We start from the raw sequence: 20958 nt of genomic DNA on the forward strand, positions 1-20958 counted from the left end.
CTGCCGAGATCGGTCGGCTTGCCGTCCTTGTCCTTCCCGCCCTTGCCCTTCGTGAAGGACTTGCCGAAACTGACGCTCCCCGCCGCCTCCGTGCTCGTCTTCGTGATGTCCACGTCCGGCGCCAGCTCCGGGTCGAGGTCGGGCTTCTTGGAGGCCGCGTCCGACTGGCAGGCTCCCATCGCCGCACCGGGGTTGTAGCCGCTCTGGTAGCGGCAGCCGTCGTTCTGTTTGAGGTACGAGGCGAACTTCTTGGCGTCCTCCAGATTCAGCTCCAGGTCCTTCTGGGGGTCGCCGGTCTTGTTGCCGTTGAACAGCCACTGACCGCCGCTGCCGCTGCCCTTCATATAGCTGCCGCTCAGCGAAGCGCTGCCACCCCAGTCCTTCAGACCGGGAATCCCGGCGGAGATGCTCGCGGTCGCGCCGATGCCGCCCTCGCCCACGCGCTCCAGGGTGACGGTGCCGTCCGACCACTGCTGGAGCTTGACCTGCTCGGAACCGCTGATCTTGATGAAGACGATCTGGACGACGACCGTGTCCTTCGTCTGCTCCTGGGCGAGCAGGCACTTCGCGGGCTGGAAGGGGTCGCCGGGTATCCCGCCGTCGTCGCCGTCCCCGCCACCTCCTCCTCCGCCGTCGTCCCCACCGCCGCCCCCGGAGTCGCAGCCGTCACCGCCGTCGCCCGCGTTGACGATCCGGCACACCGCGTCCTGAAGGCCCACGGCCGTGTCGGCGGGGACGGTCAGCGCCAGGATCGCGGCGACGACCGCGGCGACGACACCGATCATCGCGACGTACTCGACACCGCCCTGACCCTTGTCGCGTGGCCGACGTGAACTCCGTACGCACTCCGTGCCGTTCATCTGGACTCCTCGCCCAAGCCGTCAGCCATTTCCCCGAGGGAAACGGAGACTAGGGACGAGGGCGGGCCCAGACGCAGGGCCTCAGGACCCAGATTCGGGCCCAGCGGAGGCGGTCACTCAGCTTCGGGCGGCGGAAGATGCCGATACGGGCGGCGTGGACGTGGGAACGGGCTCCGGCCGGGCCGGTGACGCGGACGGTACGGACGGCCGTGCGGACCGCGCGGACGGCGTCGACGGTGACGCCGCCGACGGTGCCGTACCCCTCGACGGTGCGCCGGACGACGACGGTGCCGTGGGCTGTGCCGTCAGCGGCGTGCTCTCCCCGTCGCCGTACATGTCCTTCGGACCGCCGTCCGGCAGCTCGCCCAACTCCTTGAGCGCCGCACGTGCCTTCGGCGCCAGCAGCGGCGAGAAATGAGGATTCGTCCGCAGCGCCTCGTCCAGATGGCGGCGCGCCGGACCCTCCATCCCGAGCTCGCGCTCGATCTCTCCCCGGTGGTACGAGAAGAGCGCGCTCCGCATCCCCTGTTCCGTCGCCCGCTTCGCGTACGGCAGGGCCTTCTCCGCGTCACCCGCCCGGTACAGCGCCCACGCCAGCGTGTCGGACACCCGCATGCTCCGGTGGCCGCGCCGCCACTCCGACTCCAGCCGCTCCACCGCGGCCCGGGGACTGCCGTGGTCGGCCTCGTAACGGGCCAGCGTCAGCTCCTCGTTGACCCCGTCGGCCTGCGCCCTCGCCGTACGGTCCCGGAGCAGCTCGTACTGGCTCCGCGCGTCCCCGCCCAGCCCCTGCGACTCGTACAACTCGCCCAGTTCCAGGGCGTATTCGGGCATCGGGCGCTCCGCGAGAGCCGCCTGGTAGTCCTGGCCGGCCTCCTCGGTCCTGCCCAGCGCCGCGAGGGCCCGCGCCCGGCCCGCCAGCGACGGGTGGTGGTCCCGCGTCACCTTCAGCGCGGCGTCGTAGTAGCGCAGCGCATCCTTCGGCTCGCCGCGCTCCCAGGCGAGCCCCCCGAGCGCGTTCAGCGCGCCGGCCTTCTCGGCGGGCGTGGCCGCCCTCCCCGCCGCCTCGTCCGCCTTCGCCGCCGCGTCCTCGCGCCAGCCCCGGTCGCGGTAGACCACCGACGACATGGACAGCACGCGCACGCCGGAGCGCAGCGACCGCAGCTTGTCCAGCGCCCTGCCCGCCGCGGTGTAGTCGCCGAGCCCGTTGTACGCCTCGATCAGCACCGGGTACGTCGTCCAGCGCTCCGGGGCCGCTTTCCGTACCGCCTCGCCCCACTTCCTGGCCGCCGCGTAGTCGTGCCGCGCGTTCGCCAGCGCGGCCAGCCCCGTCGTCGCCGCCGGGTTGCGCCGCTCGCCGGGGGTGACGGCGAGCGAGCGCCGCAGCGCCTGCTCGGCCTTCGGGTAGTACGCCGTGTCCGCCCGCAGCCCGCCCCGCTCCACGTACGCCGCGCCCAGCACCGCCCAGGACCCGGCGTCCTTCGGGTTCTCCCGCAGCCATGCCTCGCGGTCCCTGATGAGCGCCGCCACGTCCGGCAGCGAGGCGGGCCCGCCCGCGCCGACGGCGGCCCGCGCCCGCGCCTCGGGGCCGGGTGGAGGAGGTGCCTCGTCCCCGTCCGGTACGAACACCAGAACGCCCACGACGAGTACCGACCCCACACCCGCGGCCAGCGCGGCCCTCTTGATGTGCCCCATGTGCCCCAAGTGCCACGTGTTCAAGATCTTCTTGGCGTCCATGTGATTACTGTGCGTCAATATGAAGAGCACACCTGTCCTTGTGGATGTGGATCGCAGACGGGTTCACACCGATGGCCCCGGGGTGCCACGCTGGGACGATGGATGACCTTGCCGCGGCCGTGCCCACCGCCTCCCCAGCCACCGTCGCCACGGACGGCCTCCTCGCCGAGCTGCGAGCCGGTCTGCCCGCCGAAGCCCTGATCACCGACCCCGACATCACGGCCTCCTACGCGCACGACATGGCGAGCTTCTGCGAGGCGGGCTCCCCGGCGGTGGTCGTCCTGCCGCGCACCGTCGAGCAGGTCCAGCACGTGATGCGCACGGCGACGGCCCTGCGCGTCCCCGTGGTGCCGCAGGGCGCCCGTACGGGACTCTCCGGTGCCGCCAACGCCTCCGACGGCTGCATCGTGCTGTCCCTCGTCAAGATGGACAGGATCCTGGAGATCAGCCCGGTCGACCGGATCGCGGTCGTCGAGCCGGGCGTCGTCAACGCGGTGCTCTCCCGCGCGGTCGGCGAATACGGCCTCTACTACCCGCCGGACCCCTCCAGCTGGGAGACCTGCACCATCGGCGGCAACATCGGCACCGCGTCCGGCGGTCTGTGCTGCGTGAAGTACGGCGTCACCGCCGAGTACGTCCTCGGCCTGGACGTCGTCCTCGCCGACGGTCGGCTCCTGACCACCGGCCGCCGCACCGCCAAGGGAGTCGCCGGATACGACCTCACCCGGCTCTTCGTGGGCTCGGAGGGCAGCCTCGGCATCGTCGTCAAGGCCGTCCTCGCGCTCAAGCCGGCGCCGCCCCAACAGCTCGTCCTGGCCGCCGAGTTCGCCTCCGCGTCCGCCGCCTGCGACGCCATCTGCCGGATCATGGAGCGCGGCCACACCCCCTCCCTGCTCGAACTGATGGACCGCACCACCGTCCGCGCCGTCAACTCCCTGGCGAACATGGGCCTTCCCGAGACCACCGAGGCGCTGCTGCTCTGCGCCTTCGACACCGCCGACCCGGCGGCCGACCTCGCCGCCGTCGGCGAACTCTGCGCGGCGGCCGGCGCCACCGAGGTCGTCCCCGCCGACGACGCCGCCGAGTCCGAACTGCTGCTCCAGGCACGGCGGCTGGCGCTCGTCGCCCTGGAGGCCGTCAAGGGCACCACGATGATCGACGACGTGTGCGTCCCGCGCTCCCGGCTCGCCGAGGTCCTTGAGGGCATCGACCGCATCGCCGTCAAGTACGGCCTCACGATCGGCGTCTGCGCCCACGCGGGCGACGGCAACACCCACCCCACCGTCTGCTTCGACGCCTCCGACCCCGACGAGTCCCGGCGCGCCCGCGAGTCGTTCGACGAGATCATGGCGCTCGGCCTGGAGCTGGGCGGCACCATCACCGGCGAGCACGGCGTCGGCGTCCTGAAGAAGGAGTGGCTCTCCCGTGAACTGGGCCCGGTCGGGATGGAGTTGCAGCGCGGCATCAAGAAGACCTTCGACCCGCTGGACCTCCTGAACCCCGGAAAGCTCTACTGACGTCAGCACTCGCCGTCCGCGGACTCGTCCGACGGCCACGGGCTCCGCAGCCACAGATCGTCGGCCGGCAGCGGGGTGAGCAGCCGGGTCAGCCCCGCGTCGATCCCCAGCCGGGCGCTCTCGGTGCCCGGCGCCACCAGCACCAACGTCCGCTCCAGCCATGCCGAGACCGCCGCCGAAGGAGCCTCCAGGAGCGCGTCGCCGTCGGGGGAGCTGAGCGCCAGACACAGGACGCTGCGCCCTTCGACCTTCGTGGGCCAGATCCGTACGTCACCGTGGCCGCACGGCCGGAACACCCCTTCGACCAGAAGTTCGCGTGCGAACGTCCAGTTGACGGGTGTGTCCGAAGAGATGTGGAAGCTCATGTGCACCGCGTACGGATCGTCCGTGCGGTACGTCAGTCTGGCGGGGACAGGGACGCTGTGCTCGGGCGAGAGCACCAGATTGAGCTCCAGCTCGCGTTCCACCACGGTGTTCATGTCAGGTGCCTCCTTCGTCGTACGACGCCCGGGAGCGGGCCGTACCGATGGAGAGCGCCGACTCCCGCCGCCATTACGCGACTTCGGCCAAGAACTTGCTCCCGCGACCTACCGTGACTCTTTCGTGACCGAATCGAGGTCCAAACGGCCGGATGGCTCCTGGGCCATGCGGTGGTCTGATAGATGTGGACCCTTGAGTTGAGCCCATCGAAGAGATACGGGACCACGGTGATGAGCGCCCCGACCTCGGCAACCGGAGACGGCAGCCCTTCCCCCGGCTACTACCCGGACCCTTCCATCCCCGGATACGTCCGGTACTGGAACGGCGGCTCCTGGGTACCCGGCACCAGCCGGCCCGCGCCGCAGGCCGGCGAGGCCATGCCGGAGCCGCCCCCGGGAGTGGCCGCGGCGGCCACCCCGTCCCCGGCCCGGCGGGCCCCGGCGACCCCGGCGGTCGAGGAGACCGGGCCGATGTTCTTCGACGAGGACCCCGCCGATGAGCCCCGTCAGGAACCGGCCTCCGCCTGGCAGGCGGACACCCGGCGGCAGTCCGGCTTCGGCGGGGAGCGTGACGCCCGGGTCTCCTGGGGCGAGTCCCCGTCGTCCGCGCCCGCCCCGGAACCGGAAGACGCCAGGGACCCCCGGTACGCCCGGGACACGCGCGACCCCCGGGTGCCCGGCCAGGCCACGGATCCGGCGGCCGACCCCACGGGCGGCGCGCTGCCCGGCGTACGGTCCCTGGGACCGGGCCCCGATGCCGGCGCGGATGACGGGGACTCACCCCGTAACGAGGGCACGGTCGCGATCCGCCTCCCCCGCCCGGGACGCGGGGGACAGGGCCAGGGTCAGGCTCAGGGCGGCCGGGCCCGTACCGGCGAGGGCACCACGCCCGCGCCCCGCAGCGGCGAGGCGCCCGACGGCGGCGGCGCGCCGCAGAGCCGGCAGGCCACCGGACGTACCGGCCAGACCGAGGGCACCATGGCGCTGCGCGCCCTGCGGCCCCGTGCCGCCGGCCCGGCGCCCGCCCCGCCGGTCCAGCCCCAGCCTCAGGCGCCTCAGCCTCCGCAGCAGCCGGACGCGCTCGGCTCCCGCTCGATGCAGCCCCCCGCCAACCCGGTCGCGCCGGGCCCAGGACCCGGCGGCGGCTCGGCCTCCTGGGCACAGCAGGTGCACCAGCTCGCGCAGTCGGCGTCGGCGCCGTCCGCCGGGGGCGGCCCCGCGCAGGGGCAGCCGGTCGTGCCGTGGAAGCCGCCGGTCGACGACCCGTTCCTGCGGGCCGCGCAGGCCCAGGCGGCGGCCCGCCCCGCCGGGCTCGGTAAGCGGTTCGCCGCCAGGCTGATCGACACCGTCGTGCTCCTCGGGGTCGTCGGGGCCGTCTCCGTACCGCTGGTGTCCAAGGCGCTCGCGCACATCGACGACAAGGTCGAGGCGGCGAAGCAGACCGGCGAGACCGTCACCGTCTGGCTGATCGACGGCACGACCGGCGGCTACTTCGGCGGGGTGCTCGCCGCGCTGCTGATCATCGGCGTCCTGTACGAGGCGCTGCCCACCGCCAAGTGGGGCCGCACGCTCGGCAAGAAGCTGTGCGGGCTTGAGGTGCGGGACATCGAGTCGTTCGAGTCCCCGTCCTTCGGCTCGGCCCTGCGCCGCTGGCTCGTGTACAGCGTGCTCGGGGTGCTCGTGGTCGGCATCGTGAACGTGGTGTGGTGCTTCTTCGACCGGCCGTGGCGGCAGTGCTGGCACGACAAGATCGCGCGCACCTTCGTCGCGGGGTGACGCCGGGTCACCCCTAGGCCCTGTCCGGCCCTGTCCGCCGGGGGCTCCCCCGAACGGCGGGTGATCCGTTGCGGGCGTGCACGCGGCGCGGTGCACTGCCCCCATGAGCAACGATCAGCCGCCGCCCGGTCAGCCGCCCGAGGACGACCCGTTCCGCAAGCAGCCGCCGCCCGGCGGCCCACCCCCGGGTGGCGGCACGCCCCCGCCCTACGGCGGGGCCAATCCGCCTCCGCCGGGTCAGCCGTACGGTGGCGCCAATCCGCCACCGGCGGGTGACCCGTACGGCGGATCCGCTCCGCCGCCCCCCGGCGACCCGTACGGCGCGAACGATCCCCTCCGCGGGATGCCGCCGCTCGCGTCCGTGGGCAAGCGCGTTCTCGCCCGCATCGTCGACTGGATCATCGTCGCGGTCCCGCTCGCGCTGATCGCCATCCCGTTCAGCGTCTACCGGCACTGGTCGGACGAGTCCAACAGCTGGGACGACACGGTCAACGGCATGAACGGCGGCGGCCAGTGGGTCTTCCGGATCATCACGATCATCGCGTACGTCGGCTACGACACGGTGATGACGCGATGGCGCGGCCAGACCGTCGGCAAGAAGCTCTTCAAGATCCGTGTGGCGATGCTCAACGACGGCCGGGTGCCCGACTCCCGCGCCTCGTTCCTGCGGGCCGTCGTGCTGTGGCTGCCCGCACTGATCTGCTGCGCCTGCCTCTGGCCGCTGCTCCTGCTGATCCTGATCCTGCTCGACCGGCCCTACCGGCAGGGCCTGCACGACAAGGCGGCGAGAACTGTCGTGGTGTCAGCGCCGCAGTGACGCGGGAATCCTGTTCTCGGCGGCGGCCGGTGACGGGCCCACCACCGGGACGACGGAAGCGGCGGTGGAGTGGCTCGCGGGGCTCGTACGGACCGGCCGCAGCGCCGTGGAAACGCGCGGACGCACCGCCTTCACCGAGACGAGAAGCCCGAGACAGAGGGCGAAGAGTGCGATCACCGCGATGCCGACGACCGATGTGATGCCGGAGAGCAGCAGCATCGCGAGTGTGGAGAGGACGACGGTGGCGGAACCGTAGGCAAGCTGTGCGGCAGTCGGACGCGGCATGGCTGATCCGTCCCTCGGGGCGATCGGGTTTGGTTTCGGGGGTGTTGGGGGTGTCTCGCGTGTCCGTGCGGAGTCGCACTGCAAGCGACCCTACGACGGTGGATGCCCGGCAGGAACCGACAGTAAGCGTGACCTAACCCACGACGCCGGAGCATGGGGGGCGCACGGAGTCACGCGCCCCCTGTATATGACATATCGATGCGCCCACCGACGAGCCTTCGGGGTGTCCGGATACCGGAACGGAACGTCTGCATAGTGCAGTTGGCCTGTGCAAGTCAAGGGCTGTCTTTTCTCCATCAACTCCGGTCGAATGTCGTCACTTGTGACGCGCACCCCGCGCGCGGATCCCCACACAGCCGGTCCGCGGACTCCGGGTGCGGGGAGAGGACAGCATCAAGTGACCATCAATCGACGGGCGATCAGAGCGTCCGCGGTGTTCGTGGCACTCGCCACGGCTGCCGCGACGGCGTCGGCGCTCGCCCCGGCCCAGGCCGAGGGCAACCCCACATCAGGTCCGGCGAGCATCGAGCGCCGTGATCCGGCGCCGCGGAAGGGTGATGTCGAGCACGACCTCGAAGGCCCCTTCAGCAAGCAGCGGGAACAGCAGCGCAAGGCCGCGCTGGAGCAGGTGATCTCGGGTGACGCCAAGATCCTGAAGCGCGGCGGCTCCCAGGTCGTGAAGCTCGACGACAAGAAGTACGTCGAGCTGGGCCGGGAGAAGACCGACAAGATATTCACGATCCTGGTGGAGTTCGGCGACGAGGTCGACGACACCACCATGTACGACCCGGACGGCGCGGACGGCCCCGAGGCCCCGATCAAGAAGTACGGCGGCGAGCCCGGCCCGCAGCACAACGAGATAGCCGAGCCCGACCGGAAGGTGGACAACTCCACCGCCTGGCAGGCCGACTACAACCAGCAGCACTTCCAGGACCTCTACTTCGGTGAGGGCAAGGACAGCGAGGGCAAGCAGAAAGAGTCGCTGAAGACCTACTACGAGAAGACCTCGTCCGGCCGCTACTCGGTCGACGGTGAGGTCTCCGACTGGGTCAAGGTCAAGTACAACGAGGCCCGTTACGGCTCCAACTACTGCGGCGACAGCAACTGCGCCAACGTCTGGGACGCGGTACGCGACGGCACCGAAGCCTGGGCCGCCGACCAGAAGGCCCAGGGCCGTACCGACGCCGAGATCAAGGCGGACCTCGCGAGCTACGACGAGTGGGACCGCTACGACTTCGACGCCGACGGCGACTTCAACGAGCCGGACGGCTACATCGACCACTTCCAGATCGTCCACGCGGGCGAGGACGAGTCGGCCGGCGGCGGCGCCGAGGGCGAGAACGCCCTGTGGGCGCACCGCTGGTACGCGTACGGCACGGACGCCGGCAAGACGGGCCCCGCGGAGAACAAGTCCGGCGGCACGCAGATCGGTGACACCGGCATCTGGGTCGGCGACTACACGATGCAGCCCGAGAACGGCGGACTCGGCGTCTTCGCGCACGAGTACGGCCACGACCTCGGCCTGCCCGACCTGTACGACACCGCGGGCGGCGAGAACTCCACCGGCTACTGGACCCTGATGTCCGCCGGTTCCTGGCTCGGCCGGGGCAAGGGCTCGATCGGCGACCTGCCCGGCGACATGACCGCCTGGGACAAGCTCCAGCTGGGCTGGCTCGACTACGACGAGGCCAAGGCCGCGACGGCGTCGACCCACAAGCTGGGCGTGTCGGAGTACAACACGAAGAACCCGCAGGCGCTCGTCGTCGAGCTGCCGAAGAAGCCGGTTACCACGACTGTCGTGAAGCCCGCCGAGGGCTCCAGGCAGTGGTGGAGCGACATGGGCGACGACCTCAAGAACACCCTGAGCCGCCCCGTCGACCTCACCGGCAAGGCCAAGGCGTCGCTGGAACTGGACGGCTGGTGGGACATCGAGGCCAACTACGACTACCTGTACGCCGAGGTGTCGGAGGACGGCACCAACTGGACGCCGGTCGACGGCACCGCCGACGGCAAGGCCATCACCCGTGACGCGGGCGACAAGCCGGCCCTGACCGGTCCCTCCGGCGCGTACAAGAAGCTCGTCTACCCGCTGGACGCGTACGCGGGCAAGAAGATCGACGTCCGCTTCCGCTACCAGACGGACGGCGGCGCCGGCGGCAAGGGCTTCGCGGCCGACGCGATCAGCGTCGTCGCCGACGGCACCCCGCTCTTCACCGACAACGCCGAGACGGACGACGCCGGCTGGACCTCGAAGGGCTTCTCGCGCATCGAGGAGTCGTTCACCAAGGACTACGACCAGTTCTACATCGCGGAGAACCGGCAGTACGTCAGCTACGACACGACCCTGAAGTCGGGCCCGTACAACTTCGGCTTCAAGGCGCCGAAGGACGACTGGGTCGAGCACTACGCGTACCAGAACGGCCTCATGGTCTGGCTCTGGGACACCTCGCAGAAGGACAACAACACCAGCGTCCACCCCGGCAAGGGTCTGATCCTGCCGGTCGACGCGCACGCCAAGCCCCTGAAGTGGGCCGACGGCACGGTGATGCGCAACAAGATCCAGACGTTCGACTCGTCGTTCAGCTGGTACCCGACGGACCTGTTCCAGCTGCACAACGCCGACAAGGCGCAGTGGATCAAGCCGCAGGCCGGCAAGCCGGTCTTCGACGACCGCAAGGGCACCTACTGGTACAAGGAGAACCCGACGGGTTCCGTCGACGTTCCTGACACCAACACCAAGATCTCCATCGTGAGCGAGCCGCTCAGTGGCTCCACGATGACGGTGAAGGTGGACCGCTCGACCAAGTAACGGACATCGCCGCAGGTCAAACCATGATCGGCCGTCGCCCTCTAGCGGGCGGCGGCCGATCGTGTTTAGGTGCGTCCTATCGACTCTTATTGACACGACGTCTTACGGGGGGATTGAGGACATATGGCAGGTGGAGGCTTCAGCAGACTCCCGAACGGCACCGTGGTGGTGGCTCTGACCGTGCCCAGCCCGGTGAGCGAAGGCCGTACGGTCCGGATCCTGGTCCATGCGATGAACCGGGCCCGCGCCCTGACCAGGCTGCGGAATCTGGGGCTGCGCGCCGTCTATCTCCGCGGCAACGCGGAACCGCCCACACCGGACGAGATCACGGCGGTGCTGCACCATCCGGACGGCCTGCTCTGGCGGGGCACACCGGAGCGCGCACAGGAGCTCTGGCAGCCCATACGGGCCCTGCTGCGCCCCGCACGGCGCTACGGGAGCGGCGAGCCGCGCGGCGGGCGCACAGGGGTGCCGGCGGGGCCCCCGCCGGGCGCGCTGCCGGGCCCGCCGGCGGGACCGTCGACCGCGCCGCGCCCGGAGCTGTCGAGGGGCAGCGGGAGCGACCTGAGCGCCGCGTAGCGCGAGCGGGCGGGCGGCGGGGTCAGGCCACGACCGGTTTGCCGGTCAGGCGCACACCCGCCGCCCGCAGCTCCTCCAGGGCCCGCTCCGTCGTCCCCTCGGCGACGCCCGCCGTCAGGTCGAGCAGCACATGTGTGGCGAATCCCTCACGCGCCGCGTCCAGGGCGGTCGCCCGTACGCAGTGGTCGGTGGCGATCCCGACGACGTCGACCTCGGTGACCTCGCGTGCCTTCAGCCACTCCGCGAGCGACACGTTGTTCTCGTCGGCGCCCTCGAAGCCGCTGTACGCGCCCGAGTACGCGCCCTTGTCGAAGACCGCGTCGATCGATCCGGAGGCGACGGCGGGCGCGAAGTTGGGGTGGAAGCCCACCCCCTCGGTGCCCGCCACGCAGTGGACCGGCCAGGTGTGCTCGTAGTCGGGCCGGGCGGAGAAGTGGTTACCGGGATCGATGTGATGGTCACGTGTCGCGACCACATGGCGGTAACCGGCGGTGGTCTGGCCGATGAGGTCGGTGATGGCCGCGGCCACGTCGGCGCCGCCGGACACCGCGAGGCTGCCGCCCTCACAGAAGTCGTTCTGAACGTCCACGACTATCAACGCGCGGTGCATGGCGGGTGTCCTTCGGTGGGGAGCGGGCGGGCGCTGGTGCGAGTCTTCCGGATCCTGTCGGAGGCCGGTCTGTCGGAGCCTGGCGTTCCCGGTGGTTCTCCGTTCATGCCTTCCACACCTCATCCATGCCTCGTGTACGTCACATGTAGACGGTCGGGATGACCGGCTCGCCGCGCGACAGCTGGATCGCCGACATCGGCAGTCCGGCGCGCGCCGCGACGTGCCTCTCGCGCACCGCGTCCAGCGGCTCGCGGGCGACCACCTCGCCGCCCTTGACCAATTCCACCAGCAACTGGCGGTCCAGCAACTCCGCGGGTACGGGGCCGGTGCCGACGACCTCGGCGTCCGCGTACCCCTCCGCGTCCACCCGGCGGGCCGCCCACTTGCGGCCGCCGATCGACGTCTTGCCGCCCAGCGACTTCTTCGCCACCGCGTGCAGCGGCGCCTTCGGATCGGCGGAGTGGGCACGGGCGACGAGTTTGTACACCATCGAGCAGGTGGGGTGGCCGCTGCCGGTGACCAGCTGGGTGCCGACGCCGTACGCGTCCACCGGAGCCGCCGCCAGCGAGGCGATCGCGTACTCGTCCAGGTCGGATGTGACCACGATCCGGGTGTTCACCGCGCCCAGCTCGTCGAGCTGCTGCCGCACCCGGTGCGCGACGAGCAGTAGGTCGCCGGAGTCGATGCGTACGGCGCCGAGACCGGGCCCCGCGACCTCCACGGCGGTACGGACCGCGTCGGCCACGTCGTAGGTGTCCACGAGCAGCGTCGTACCGCTGCCGAGCGCGTCGACCTGCGCCTGGAAGGCGTCCCGCTCGTTGTCGTGCAGCAGCGTGAAGGCGTGTGCGCTGGTGCCCACCGTCGGGATGTCGTAGCGGAACCCGGCCGCCAGGTCGGAGGTGGTGTCGAAGCCGCCCACGTACGCGGCGCGCGAGGCGGCGACGGCGGCCAGTTCGTGCGTACGGCGCGCGCCCATCTCGATCAGCGGGCGTCCGCCGGCCGCGGCGGACATCCGGGACGCGGCGGCGGCGATCGCCGAGTCGTGGTTGAGGATCGACAGGACCACGGTCTCCAGCAGCACGCACTCGGCGAAGGAGCCCTCGACGCGCAGGATCGGCGAGCCGGGGAAGTACACCTCGCCCTCGCGGTAGCCCCAGATGTCGCCCCTGAAGCGGTAGTCGGCGAGCCAGTCGAGTGTCGGCCCGTCGACGATCTCCCGCTCGCGCAGGAAGCCGATCACCTCCGGGTCGAAGCGGAAGTTCTCGACGGCGTCGAGGAGGCGGCCGGTGCCGGCGACGACTCCGTAGCGCCGTCCCTCGGGCAGCCGCCGGGTGAAGACCTCGAAGACGGAGCGGCGCCCGGCCGTCCCCGCCCGCAGCGCGGCCCGGAGCATCGTCAACTCGTACTGGTCGGTGAAGAGCGCGGTCGAGGGAACGCCGAGCCGCCGGCCGCCCTCGTCCTTCGCAAGGTCCGCAGAGTTCATGACAGCAATGCTACAGCGGATCTCGTCAGAGTGACGATTTCTAACGTCGGACCCTGGAGCCGCCGTTCGCCCTGGAGTCGCCGTTTGTGCGACAGGCCCCTCCGGGTGGCAGCATGGGGGGCAGTGAGGCTGTGCATCCCGGGGCGTGTCCCGGGACCCCCGGCGGAGAAGAAGGTCGTCCCGAACCGTGAGTGTTGCCCCGACAGAGATCGAACTTCCCGAGTCGGCCGAGGAGACGTTCACCGTCCCGGAACCTGACGTGCCGTGGATGACGATCGTCCACAACGACCCTGTCAACCTCATGAGTTATGTGACGTACGTCTTCCAGACGTACTTCGGCTACTCCAAGGACAAGGCGCACAAACTGATGCTCGACGTCCATCACAAGGGCCGCGCCATCGTCTCCAGCGGCAGCCGCGAGGAGATGGAACGCGACGTACAGGCGATGCACGGATACGGCCTATGGGCCACGCTCTCCCAGGACACCGCCTGATGGCCGGGCAGTTCGAGGCGATCCCCGGCGGTGGCGCCGCCGTCGCGCTCGACGAGGTCGAGATCTCCATCCTGCGCTCGCTCGCCGTCCAGCTCCTGGAGCTGATCGGCCCCGGCGAGGAACCGGCCAAGGGGGAGGACCCACTGGCGGCGCTCTTCGCCGAGGGGCCCAGCAAGCCGCCGTCCGACCCCGCGCTCGCCCGGCTCTTCCCGGACGCGTACGGCTTCGGTGACGACACCGACGACGAACTGCGGGAGTACGCGGCCGAGTTCAGGCGCTTCACCGAGAACGACCTGCGGTCGCGCAAGCGCGAGGACGGTCTCGCCGTGGTCCGCACCCTGGACGAGCTCTCCGCCGCGGGCGAGGGCGGGGCCGTACTGAAACTGGCGCCCGACGACTGCCGGCACTGGCTCGGCGCGCTCAACGACCTGCGCCTGACCATCGGCAACCGGCTGGAGATCTCCGACGAGGACGAGGGCGAGAGCCTGTACCGGCTGTCGGACGACGACCCGCGCAAGCCGATGGTGATGGCGTACCTGTGGCTCGGGGCGCTCCAGGAGACGCTCATCGAGACGATGATGCCCTGACGGGACGGCGCGGGGCGGGACGGGACGGCACCGCGCGAGACGGGTCGCGCCGTCCCTCGAAGCGCCCGTCACGGCGTCTTCGCCAGGCCCTCACACCGTCTTCGGACGGACACCTTCCGTTTCCGTCGGCGGACGCTCAACTCCGTATGGCGATCGCGTCCCCGCCCCCGCATGCTTTGCGATCCGGGATGCGATTCGTCCGCTTCTTCCTGTGTGCCGCGCCACAGCGACCTCCGCGGATCGCCGCCCGCGCCGTGGTAAATCTTCACGACCACCGGCACAGGCAGGGAGAAAGGGCGCATCACCATGACCTCCCCACAGGTCGACAGCACCTCGGAAGGCCCCTCGGGAAAGACCTCGGAGGAGGGCTACGAACGCGGACTCGGCAGCCGCCAGGTCCAGATGATCGCGATCGGCGGCGCCATCGGCGTCGGCCTGTTCATGGGCGCCGGCGCGAACATCGCCAAGGCCGGGCCCAGCATCATCCTGATGTACGCCCTCGCCGGCGTGGTGATCTTCTTCATCATGCGGGCGCTCGGCGAACTGCTGCTCTACCGGCCGGTCTCCGGCTCGTTCGCGGAGTACGCCCGCGAGTTCCTCGGCCCGTTCTTCGGTTACGTCACCGGCTGGACGTACTGGCTCATGTGGATCGTGACCGGCATGGCCGAACTCACGGCGGCGGCGATCTACATCCACTTCTGGTTCCCCTCGATCCCGCAGTGGGTCAGCGCCCTCGTCTTCCTCCTGGTGCTCTTCGGCGTCAACCTGATCTCCGTCAAGATCTTCGGCGAGGTCGAGTTCTGGTTCTCGATGGTCAAGGTCACCGCGATCATCGGGATGATCGTCATCGGTCTCGGCGTTCTGACCCTCGGCTTCTCGGACGCGGGCGAGACCGCCGCCACCGGCAACCTCTGGCAGCACGGCGGCATCTTCCCCAACGGCATCGGCTCCAGCCTGATGACCCTCCAGGGCGTGATGTTCGCCTACCTCGCCGTCGAACTCGTCGGCGTCACCGCGGGCGAGTCGGAGAACCCGGAGAAGACGCTCCCCAAGGCGATCAACACGCTGCCCTGGCGCATCATCGTCTTCTACGTCGGCGCGCTCACCGTCATCCTCGCCGTCGTGCGGTGGACCGAATTCAGCGAGGGCGAGAGCCCGTTCGTGCACGCGTTCGCCAAGATCGGCATTCCGCTCGGCGCCGGGATCGTCAACTTCGTGGTGCTGACGGCGGCCCTGTCGTCCTGCAACTCCGGCATGTACTCCACCGGCCGGATGCTGCGCGACCTCGCCGCCAACAAGGAAGCGCCCCAGACCCTGGGCAGGCTCAACTCCCGCCGGACACCGGCCGCCGGCATCACGGCGTCCGTGGCGCTGATGGGCATCGGCGTCGTCCTCAACTACGTCGTCCCCGAGAAGGCGTTCCTGTACGTCACCTCGGTCGCCACCGCCGCCGGTATCTGGACCTGGATGATGATCCTCGTCAGCCATATCAAGTACCGCTCCGCCGTGGTCGCAGGGCGGCTGCCCGCTTCCTCGTTCCCGGCCCCGGGCGGCTCGGCCCTGAGCTGGGTGGCGCTGGTCTTCCTGGCCTTCGTGACCTGTCTGATCGCGTACGACTCCGACGCCCGTATCTCGCTGTACGTCGGCGCCGTCTGGGCGGTCTTCCTGGCCGGCGGCTGGGCGCTGCTGGGGCGCCGCGCCCCGGAGCCCGCGGGCCCCGTGGACGGGCCGGAGGGCCCGTACGAGCCGGAGTACGCGAAGGTCTCGGACTGACACGCGGCCCGTTCGACGGGCCTTCCACAGCAGGTCCGGCGGTGCGTCTCACCGGCGCCCCGCCCACCGTCTCACCAGGTGGCCTCCGCATCTCAACAGCGGAGGCCACCCGTTTATCCTTCGACTCATGCTCACCATCACCCAGGCGCTGTACGACCAGATCGTCGCCCACGCACGGGCCGACCACCCCGACGAGGCGTGCGGCGTGATCGCGGGCCCCGAGGGCAGCGACCGCCCCGAGCGCTACATCCCCATGCGCAACGCGGCCCGCTCGCCCACGTTCTACGAGTTCGACTCGATCGAGCACAAGCAGCTCGACAACGAACTGCGTGAGCGGAACGAAGACATCGTGGTCATCTACCACTCCCACACCGCGACCGAGGCGTACCCCTCCCGCCGCGACATCGGCCTTGCCATGGAGCCGTTCGCCCACTACGTCCTGGTCTCCACGGCCGACACGGACGACATGGGCCCGTTCCAGTTCCGCTCGTACCGCATCGTCGACGGCGAGGTCACGGAAGAGGACGTGGAAGTCGTCTGAGAGACTGACGCCACCCAGGGCGGCAGGACCCAGGAAGCCGGTGTGAATCCGGCACGGTCCCGCCACTGTGACCAGGCCCTCCGCGCGAGCGGGGGCCCGGAAGCCAGGAACTGACCTGTCGCCCTTCTCCCACCATGCCAGGGGACGCGGAAATCCCCCGGAGGAGGCCCAGTCATGTCCTTGCGGCGCCACGCCCTCATACCGGCGGCCCTGCTCCCGCTGCTGCTCCCGCTCGCCGCCTGCGGCTCCACGCCGGAACCGGCCGGGCGCGCCGGAGCACCGGCCGCCGGATTCCCGTACACCGTCACCAACTGCGGTGTGAAGACCACCTTCGAGGCGCCCCCGAAGCGTGTGGTCACGATGAACCAGCACGTCACCGAGATCATGATCGAGCTCGGTCTGACCAAGTCCCTCGTCGGCACCGCCTGGCTGGACGACGCCGTCCTGCCCGCGTACCGGAAGGCGTATGACAGCGTCCCGGTCGTCGCCGAGGAGTACCCCTCCAAGGAGAAACTCCTCTCCCTCAACCCCGACTTCGTCTACGGCGGTTACACCAGCGCCTTCGCCGCCAAGGACGGCCGCACCCGCGACGACCTCGCGGACGCCGGCATCGACACCCGGCTCAACCTGGAGGGCTGCCCCGAGGACGGGACCCCCATGGACGACCTCTTCCGCGAGATCAACGAGGTCGGCCGCACCTTCGGCGTCGCGGGCCGCGCCGCCAGGTGGACCACCGGGGCCCGCGCCACGCTCGCCACCACCGCCGCCGGACTGGGGGGCATGAAGCCCGTCTCCGTCTTCGTCTACGACAGCGGCGACAAGACCGCGTTCACCGCGGGCGGCGCGGGCATCGGCAACGAACTGATCGAACGGGCGGGCGGGCGCAACGTCTTCGCCGACCTCGACAAGCCCTTCGGCGACGCGACCTGGGAGCAGGTCGTCGCCCGCAAGCCCGAGACGATCGTCATCTACGACTACGGCTCCACCACCGTCGCCCAGAAGAAGAAGCGGCTGCTGGAGGACCCCGTACTGAAGGACGTCCCGGCGATCAGGAACAAGCGGTTCGCCGTGCTGCCGCTCTCGGACGCCGTCCTCGGCGTCCGCGCTCCCGCGGCCGTCGGGCGGCTCGCGTCCCAACTCCATCCGGAGGCGGGCGAGTAGGGCTTTCCCGCCATGAGCTGCAAGACCAAGCCGGTCCGGCGCGGGCCGCGCCATGTCCTCGTACTCGCCGGGCTCTCCGTGGCCCTCGCGTGCGCCGTCGTCGCCGGGCTCGCGCTCGGCTCCGTCCGTATCCCGCCCGGCGAGGTCCTGACGATCCTCACCGGCGGTGCCGAGGCCGGCCCCTTCCGCACGATCGTCCTCGACGTACGGCTGCCGCGCGTGCTGCTGGGCGCGATCGTCGGCGCGGGGCTGGCCGTCGTCGGGACGGTCCTCCAGGCCCTCGTACGCAACCGGCTGGCCGACCCGTTCCTGCTCGGGATCTCCTCGGGGGCGTCCACCGGCGCCGTACTCGTCCTGGTCCTCGGCATCGGCGGCGGTATCGGCGGCGGGATCACCACCACCGTCGCCATGCCGGCCGCCGCCTTCGCGGGCTCGCTCGTCGCGATGACCCTCGTCTACGCGCTGGCCCGGCGCGGCGGCACGATGACCGGCGGGCGCCTGGTGCTGGCCGGGGTGACCGTTTCTTACATCCTCTCCGCCCTCACCACCCTGATCCTGGTGGTCTCGGCCCGGCCCGAGCACTTCCAGGAGGCGCTGTTCTGGTCGCTCGGCGGGCTCGGCAGCGCCCGCTGGGGCATGCTCGCCGTCCCGGCGGTGGTCCTCGTCGCCGGGACCGCCGTCCTCATGGCGCTCGCCAGGCCGCTGGACCTGCTGCTGGTGGGGGAGGAGGGCGCGACCGTACTGGGCCTGGACACCGCGCGCTTCCGCGCCGCCGTGTTCGTCCTCGCCTCGCTGGTCACCGGCGTGATGGTCGCCGCGAGCGGGGCCATCGGCTTCGTCGGGCTGCTCGTGCCGCACGCCGCGCGGATGGCCGTCGGGGCCGCGCACCGGCCGCTGCTGCCCGTCGCCGCGCTCGGCGGGGCGGTCGTGCTCGTGGTCGCGGACCTCGCCGCCCGTACCGTCGCCGCGCCGCAGGACATCCCCGTCGGCGTCCTCACCGCGCTCACCGGCGGGCCGTTCTTCCTGTGGCTGATGCGCCGCCGTCCCGAAGGAGCCCCGGTATGAGCCCTGGTACGAGCCCCCGTACGGCGGCACTGCGCGTGGAGGGCCTGTCGTACGGGGTCGGCGACGGCCGGCACCTCGTCGACGCCGTCGACCTGACCGCCGCCCCCGGCGAGACCGTCGGGCTCGTCGGCCCCAACGGCAGCGGCAAGACGACCCTGCTGCGCTGCGTGTACGGCACGCTGCGCCCCACCCACGGCCGGGCGCTCCTGGACGGCGCCGACCTGCACACCATGACGGCCAAGGCGCGCGCCCGGCGCGTGGCCACCGTCCCGCAGGACGGGCAGACCGAGTTCGAACTCACCGTCCGCGAGGTCGTCGCCATGGGCCGCTCGCCGCACCGGCGCTTCTGGGAGGCGGACACGGCGGCCGACACCGCCCTCACCGACGCCGCGCTGGACCGTGTCGGCATCGCCCCGCTCGCCGGCCGCGCCTTCCCGTCCCTCTCCGGCGGCGAACGCCAGCGCGCCCTGGTCGCCCGCGCCCTGGTCCAGCGGCCCGCGCTCTTCGTCCTGGACGAGCCGACCAACCATCTGGACATCCGTCACCAGCTCGAAGTCCTCTCCCTCATAAGGGAGTTGGGCACGACCAATCTGCTGGCCCTGCACGACCTCAATCTCGCCGCGTACTACTGCGACCGGCTCTACGTCCTCAAGGCGGGTACGGTCGTCGCCTCGGGAACCCCGGCCGAGGTCCTGACCCCCGCACTCCTCGCCGACGTCTACGAGGTGACGGCCGACGTCGCGCCCCACCCCCGCACAGGCGCGCCCACCGTTGTCTATCTGCCCCCGTCACCGGCGGCCCCGGGGGCCGGTTCGCCTGCCAAGTCCATCTGACGAACGTCCAGCGTCCATCATCCGAGATCACATACCGGGATGCGGACCGGGAATCGATACGATGACCCCATGGTTTCCCACGACGTGAGCGACAAGACACCAGGCGATCTGCTGGTGGCGCGCCTGCACGTCGATCTGTGCCGACTCGCCAGCGCCATGTGTACGGCCGGCACTACCGCCTGAGCCGCGGCAGCACGCCCATCCCGAGCACCACCCCCCGCGCGGGGGCAGAGCCGCGCGCCCGTCACGCCTCTTTTCCGACAGGAGCCCACGCCATGGCCATCGAGGTCCGTATCCCGACCATCCTCCGCACCTACACAGACGGAGCCAAGGCCGTCGAGGGCACCGGTGACACCCTCGCGGCGCTGCTCACCGACCTCGAAACCCGCCACACGGGCATCCGCGAGCGCATCGTCGACGCCGACAACGGCGACCAGTTGCGCCGCTTCGTGAACGTCTACCTCAACGACGAGGACGTCCGCTTCCTGGACGGCATCTCCACCAAGCTCTCGGACGGCGACAGCGTCACCATCCTCCCCGCCGTCGCGGGCGGCGCACCCGAGACGCCGATGCCCGACATGCCCGCGCTCTGATGCGGTACGACTCCCCGCTCGCGGTCGTCGGCGACACCCCTCTCGTACGGCTGCCACGCCTGTCGCCGTCGGACGACGTCCGGATCTGGGCCAAGCTGGAGGACCGCAACCCGACCGGCTCCATCAAGGACCGCCCGGCGCTGCGCATGGTCGAGGAGGCGGAGAAGGACGGGCGGCTCACACCCGGCTGCACGATCCTGGAGCCGACCAGCGGCAACACGGGCATCTCGCTCGCGATGGCCGCGAAGCTCAAGGGCTACAAGATCATCTGCGTGATGCCGGAGAACACCTCGCAGGAGCGCCGCGAACTGCTCGCCATGTGGGGCGCCGAGATCGTCCCGTCCCCGGCGGCGGGCGGCTCCAACACAGCGGTCCGTGTGGCGAAGGAGCTGGCCGCCGAGAACCCGACCTGGGTGATGCTCTACCAGTACGGCAACCCCGACAACGCGGGCGCCCACTACGCCACCACCGGTCCTGAGATCCTCGCCGACCTGCCGTCCGTGACGCACTTCGTGGCCGGCCTCGGCACCACCGGCACACTCATGGGCGTCGGCCGCTATCTGCGCGAGCAGAAGCCCGACGTCAGGATCGTCGCGGCCGAACCGCGCTACGACGACCTGGTCTACGGTCTGCGCAACCTCGACGAGGGCTTCGTGCCGGAGCTGTACGACGAGTCCGTCCTCACCACCCGCTTCTCCGTCGGCTCCGCCGACGCCGTCATCCGTACCCGCCAACTCCTCCAGCAGGAAGGCATCTTCGCGGGAGTCTCGACCGGCGCCGCCCTGCACGCGGCCATCGGCATCGGCAAGAAGGCCGTCACCGCGGGCGAGAGCGCCGACATCGTCTTCGTCGTCGCCGACGGAGGCTGGAAGTACCTCTCCACCGGCGTCTACACGGCGGCCACGGACGAAGAGGCGATCGAGACCCTTCAGGGCCAGCTCTGGGCCTGAGCCGACGGGT

General features: G+C 70.8%; 19 protein-coding genes, 2 pseudogenes and 1 riboswitch. Of the genes and pseudogenes, 15 read left to right on the top strand and 6 right to left on the bottom strand.

From position 1 onward, the window contains the following. Positions 1–860, bottom strand: a pseudogene (locus ACFWV8_RS09180) (hypothetical protein); the annotation flags it as partial. A gap of 117 nt (positions 861–977) precedes the next feature. After that, a complete protein-coding gene (locus ACFWV8_RS09185; RefSeq protein WP_384199122.1) occupies positions 978–2597 on the bottom strand; it encodes a tetratricopeptide repeat protein in 1620 nt (539 codons plus the stop codon). 98 nt (positions 2598–2695) lie between these two features. Between ACFWV8_RS09185 and ACFWV8_RS09190 the strand changes: the two genes are divergently transcribed. Continuing rightward, positions 2696–4114 carry an FAD-binding oxidoreductase gene (locus ACFWV8_RS09190; RefSeq protein ID WP_384199124.1) on the top strand — a complete coding sequence of 473 codons (1419 nt, stop codon included), beginning with the start codon at positions 2696–2698 and terminating at the stop codon, positions 4112–4114. A 2-nt stretch (positions 4115–4116) separates the two neighbouring features. On the opposite strand, the gene ACFWV8_RS09195 is transcribed toward ACFWV8_RS09190, so the two are convergent. Beyond that, a complete protein-coding gene (locus ACFWV8_RS09195; RefSeq protein WP_384199125.1) occupies positions 4117–4593 on the bottom strand; it encodes an SsgA family sporulation/cell division regulator in 477 nt (158 codons plus the stop codon). A gap of 231 nt (positions 4594–4824) precedes the next feature. Here ACFWV8_RS09195 and ACFWV8_RS09200 point away from each other — a divergent pair, with 231 nt between their 5' ends. Further along, positions 4825–6369 carry an RDD family protein gene (locus ACFWV8_RS09200; RefSeq protein WP_384199127.1) on the top strand — a complete coding sequence of 515 codons (1545 nt, stop codon included), beginning with the start codon at positions 4825–4827 and terminating at the stop codon, positions 6367–6369. A gap of 103 nt (positions 6370–6472) precedes the next feature. Continuing rightward, a complete protein-coding gene (locus tag ACFWV8_RS09205; protein ID WP_384199129.1) occupies positions 6473–7186 on the top strand; it encodes an RDD family protein in 714 nt (237 codons plus the stop codon). Here ACFWV8_RS09205 and ACFWV8_RS09210 read toward each other — a convergent pair. After that, positions 7172–7471, bottom strand: coding sequence for a hypothetical protein (locus tag ACFWV8_RS09210; protein ID WP_384199131.1), 300 nt, complete (start codon positions 7469–7471; stop codon positions 7172–7174). The genes ACFWV8_RS09205 and ACFWV8_RS09210 overlap by 15 nt on opposite strands. A 397-nt stretch (positions 7472–7868) precedes the next feature. Between ACFWV8_RS09210 and ACFWV8_RS09215 the strand changes: the two genes are divergently transcribed. Together ACFWV8_RS09215 and ACFWV8_RS09220 are read left to right on the top strand one after the other, a co-directional pair. Next, positions 7869–10280, top strand: coding sequence for an immune inhibitor A domain-containing protein (locus ACFWV8_RS09215; RefSeq protein ID WP_384199133.1), 2412 nt, complete (start codon positions 7869–7871; stop codon positions 10278–10280). Between the two features lie 123 nt (positions 10281–10403). Beyond that, a pseudogene (locus ACFWV8_RS09220) lies at positions 10404–10706 on the top strand (hypothetical protein); the annotation flags it as partial. A gap of 175 nt (positions 10707–10881) precedes the next feature. Here ACFWV8_RS09220 and ACFWV8_RS09225 read toward each other — a convergent pair. Together ACFWV8_RS09225 and ACFWV8_RS09230 are read right to left on the bottom strand one after the other, a co-directional pair. Further along, entirely contained in the window at positions 10882–11469 is a 588-nt protein-coding gene (locus ACFWV8_RS09225; protein WP_384199135.1) for an isochorismatase family protein, read from the bottom strand. Positions 11470–11608: 139 nt separating this feature from the next. Then, on the bottom strand, positions 11609–12952 hold the full coding sequence (locus ACFWV8_RS09230; protein WP_384199137.1) for a nicotinate phosphoribosyltransferase: 1344 nt from the start codon (positions 12950–12952) through the stop codon (positions 11609–11611). Positions 12953–13139: 187 nt separating this feature from the next. On the opposite strand from ACFWV8_RS09230, the gene clpS reads away from it, so the two are divergent. From clpS to ACFWV8_RS09280, 10 genes are all read left to right on the top strand, one after another. Next, on the top strand, positions 13140–13445 hold the full coding sequence (gene clpS / locus ACFWV8_RS09235; RefSeq protein ID WP_329387191.1) for an ATP-dependent Clp protease adapter ClpS: 306 nt from the start codon (positions 13140–13142) through the stop codon (positions 13443–13445). Continuing rightward, a complete protein-coding gene (locus ACFWV8_RS09240; RefSeq protein WP_384199139.1) occupies positions 13445–14032 on the top strand; it encodes a DUF2017 domain-containing protein in 588 nt (195 codons plus the stop codon). Before clpS ends, ACFWV8_RS09240 begins: the two co-directional genes overlap by 1 nt. 306 nt (positions 14033–14338) lie before the next feature. Further along, positions 14339–15805 carry an amino acid permease gene (locus ACFWV8_RS09245; protein WP_384199141.1) on the top strand — a complete coding sequence of 489 codons (1467 nt, stop codon included), beginning with the start codon at positions 14339–14341 and terminating at the stop codon, positions 15803–15805. Positions 15806–15932: 127 nt separating this feature from the next. Continuing rightward, positions 15933–16346, top strand: a complete 414-nt coding sequence (locus ACFWV8_RS09250) for a Mov34/MPN/PAD-1 family protein (RefSeq protein WP_384199143.1) — start codon at positions 15933–15935, stop codon at positions 16344–16346. Further along, positions 16346–16480, top strand: a riboswitch (cobalamin riboswitch). It overlaps the preceding gene by 1 nt. A gap of 40 nt (positions 16481–16520) precedes the next feature. Further along, entirely contained in the window at positions 16521–17507 is a 987-nt protein-coding gene (locus tag ACFWV8_RS09255) for an ABC transporter substrate-binding protein (protein ID WP_384199145.1), read from the top strand. Between the two features lie 12 nt (positions 17508–17519). Next, entirely contained in the window at positions 17520–18572 is a 1053-nt protein-coding gene (locus tag ACFWV8_RS09260; RefSeq protein WP_384199147.1) for a FecCD family ABC transporter permease, read from the top strand. After that, entirely contained in the window at positions 18569–19405 is an 837-nt protein-coding gene (locus tag ACFWV8_RS09265; RefSeq protein ID WP_384199149.1) for an ABC transporter ATP-binding protein, read from the top strand. The genes ACFWV8_RS09260 and ACFWV8_RS09265 overlap by 4 nt, the downstream gene beginning before the upstream one ends. A gap of 69 nt (positions 19406–19474) precedes the next feature. After that, complete coding sequence (locus tag ACFWV8_RS09270) at positions 19475–19588, top strand: putative leader peptide (RefSeq protein ID WP_384199151.1); 114 nt, start codon at positions 19475–19477, stop codon at positions 19586–19588. Positions 19589–19680: 92 nt separating this feature from the next. Beyond that, positions 19681–19998, top strand: a complete 318-nt coding sequence (locus tag ACFWV8_RS09275) for a MoaD/ThiS family protein (RefSeq protein WP_384199153.1) — start codon at positions 19681–19683, stop codon at positions 19996–19998. Continuing rightward, entirely contained in the window at positions 19998–20948 is a 951-nt protein-coding gene (locus ACFWV8_RS09280) for a PLP-dependent cysteine synthase family protein (RefSeq protein ID WP_384199155.1), read from the top strand. Before ACFWV8_RS09275 ends, ACFWV8_RS09280 begins: the two co-directional genes overlap by 1 nt. The last annotated feature ends 10 nt before the right edge of the window (positions 20949–20958 follow it).

Source organism: Streptomyces sp. NPDC058665, assembly GCF_042714995.1.
Classification (GTDB): domain Bacteria; phylum Actinomycetota; class Actinomycetes; order Streptomycetales; family Streptomycetaceae; genus Streptomyces.